Below are 2620 nucleotides of genomic sequence, written 5' to 3'. Positions count from 1 at the left end.
TGTCTAAAACGGAGGTCACTGGGCCATAGTTTACGCTGATACTGGGCCAGCCATTCCGGGAATCAACGGACCAAAAATCAGGCGTTGTTTCCGGAGGTCATTGGGCCATTTAATTACGGCAACCCATTCGAATTCCGGAGGTCATTGGGCCACTTTCCATGATAATTATTAGCCTTGTAGTTTTTAAAAACAATCTACATGGCAGGACAAAGAATAAACATCATGCAATTAAGAAGTTTGATAGCATTTAAGCAAAAAGGCTTGAGCAACCGAAAGGTGGCCGCCCTTTTGGGTGTCAACCGGAAAACCGTAGACGAGTACATCAAGCGGTTTAAGGAACTCGGCTTGGGGTACGGGGAGCTCCTGACTCTTGAGGGAAAGGATCTGGAGGAACTTTTCACCCAAAACAGCCAGACGGAAAAGGAACGGTACGAACAGCTTTCCGGACAGTTCCCACACTTCCAGAAAGAGATGAAAAAGCCCGGCTGCACCCTGCAGGCACTTTGGAAGGCATATATTGCAAAACATCCGGAAGGCTATAAATACAGCCAGTTTACCTGGCATTACCGGCAATGGAGCAAACTCCACCATGTTAGCGGAAAGCTGACCCACAGGGCCGGAGAAAAGCTTTTTGTGGACTTTTGCGGCAAGAAACTCTTTTATGTGGACAGGCATACCGGCGAACAGATCGATGTTGAGGTTTTTTTGGGGATCATGCCCTGTAGCCAATATACCTACGTCAAGGCCGTGGCCAGCCAGAACCGTGAAGATTTTATCAGCTGCCTTATCCATTGCCTCGGATGGATAGGAGGTGTCCCCTATGCGGTGGTGCCGGACAACCTTAAGTCTGCCGTAAGCAAAAGTTCAAAATATGCCCCCATACTCAACAAGACTTTTGCCGATTTTGGACAACATTATGGCTGTGCACTTGACCCCACACGCCCTTACAGCCCACAGGACAAGGCCCTTGTCGAGCGGACGGTAACCATTGTCTATCAACGGATATACTACCCCCTGAGCAACCACACCTTTTTCAGCCTGGCCGAGCTCAACGATGCCATTGCCGACAAATTGGTGGAGTTCAACGATTACCTGTTGAGCCACGGACAGGGCAGCAGGAGGAGCCAGTTCATCGATATTGAAAAAGAGTTCCTTCAGCCCCTGCCAAGTGGTATTTATAGTATCAGGAACTATAAAAAAGCCACAGTCCAGAAAACCTCCCACGTCTTCATGGGAGAGGACAAGAACTATTACAGCTGTCCCCACCGCTATATCGGGCTGGCCGTGGAAGTACAGTACAATCAGGACATAGTGGAGATCTTCCACAGGCAGGAAAGGATAGCCTTCCACAAAAGGAGCTTCAAAGCAGGTCACTACATCACAGTGGGCGACCATATGCCCAGCAGCCACCAATACTTCAATGAATGGAGCCCCGAATTTTTTCACCGGAGAGCCCAAAAGGTCGGTCCCCACACCCAAGAGTACATCGGCAGGCTGATCGGACAGTATGACTATCCCGAAATTGGCTACAAGCAGGCCCAGGGGATCCTTGCCTTTTTGAAAAGCTACGAACCGGAACGCCTGGAAAGGGCCTGTAAAAGGGCTCTGGGATTCGAAAAAGCCTCTTACCATACCCTTGAAAGGGTGTTGCAGAACAAAATGGATATGGAGGAGATCCCCTTTCCGGAGGACCGAGTGACACCTGAACACAAAAACATCAGGGGGCTTTTCAGTTGAGCGGCTTCAACCCATCTACATTAAAAACCAATCCATATAAACTATGAACGAATACAACACAATCGAAAAATTGAAACAGATGCGCATGGGGGCCATGGCCGAACTTTACCACAAACGGCTCACCGAAAACCTTTACAAAGAATTTTCTGCCGATGAGCTGTTGACCTTGTTGGTCGACAGCGAATGGGAACAAAGGCAAAACAGGACGATTGACAACCTAATCCGCCAGGCCGGTTTCAAGCAGGCTTCCGCCGCCACTGACATCGATTACCATGCCTCACGTAATCTCGACAGGTCGGTGTTTGAAAGGCTGCTAGGGCTTGGCTTCATCCGCAACAGGGAAAACATCATACTTACCGGTGCCACAGGTTGCGGAAAAAGTCACCTGGCCCAGTGCCTCGGCGTAAAGGCATGCCAGTTCAGGTACAAAACACTTTATTACAATACCTCGAGATTTTTTGACACGGTCCGGCTTGCAAAGCTGGAGGGCACCTACCATAACCTACTTAAAAAGCTGGAAAAAACCGCGGTATTGATCCTGGATGATTTTGGACTGGCACCCATGGACACCCAAGCCAGGCATGCCCTGATGGACGTTATGGAGGACAGGTATGGGAAAAGCTCTACCATCATAGCCTCACAGATCCCGGTGGCCCAGTGGCATGCTACCATCGGAGATGACAGCATTGCAGATGCCGTTCTTGACAGGCTGGTATACTCCTCCCACAGGATAGAACTGGAAGGGGAATCTATGAGAAGTAGAAAGAAGTTGGACAATTAAAATATAATCCCATAATTGCACATGGAAAGTGGCCCAGTTATTCCCGTAATCACTGGCCCGGCATGCTCCGTAATCACTGGCCCATCATCGCCGTAATAGACA

Annotated in this window: 2 protein-coding genes; both read left to right on the top strand. The window is 49.3% G+C overall.

Annotated elements, in window-relative coordinates:
• The first annotated feature begins 198 nt into the window (after positions 1–198).
• Positions 199–1737, top strand: a complete 1539-nt coding sequence (gene istA / locus KIH41_RS17960) for an IS21 family transposase (protein ID WP_214163327.1) — start codon at positions 199–201, stop codon at positions 1735–1737.
• A 43-nt stretch (positions 1738–1780) separates the two neighbouring features.
• Positions 1781–2518: an IS21-like element helper ATPase IstB gene (istB, locus tag KIH41_RS17955; protein WP_143959262.1), complete on the top strand. Its 738-nt coding sequence runs from the start codon at positions 1781–1783 to the stop codon at positions 2516–2518.
• The last annotated feature ends 102 nt before the right edge of the window (positions 2519–2620 follow it).

The organism is Litoribacter ruber, assembly GCF_018500185.1.
GTDB classification, from domain to species: Bacteria; Bacteroidota; Bacteroidia; order Cytophagales; family Cyclobacteriaceae; genus Litoribacter; species Litoribacter ruber.
The sequence above is the reverse complement of the archived record's forward strand: the minus strand, read 5'-3'. Positions and strand labels throughout refer to the sequence as shown.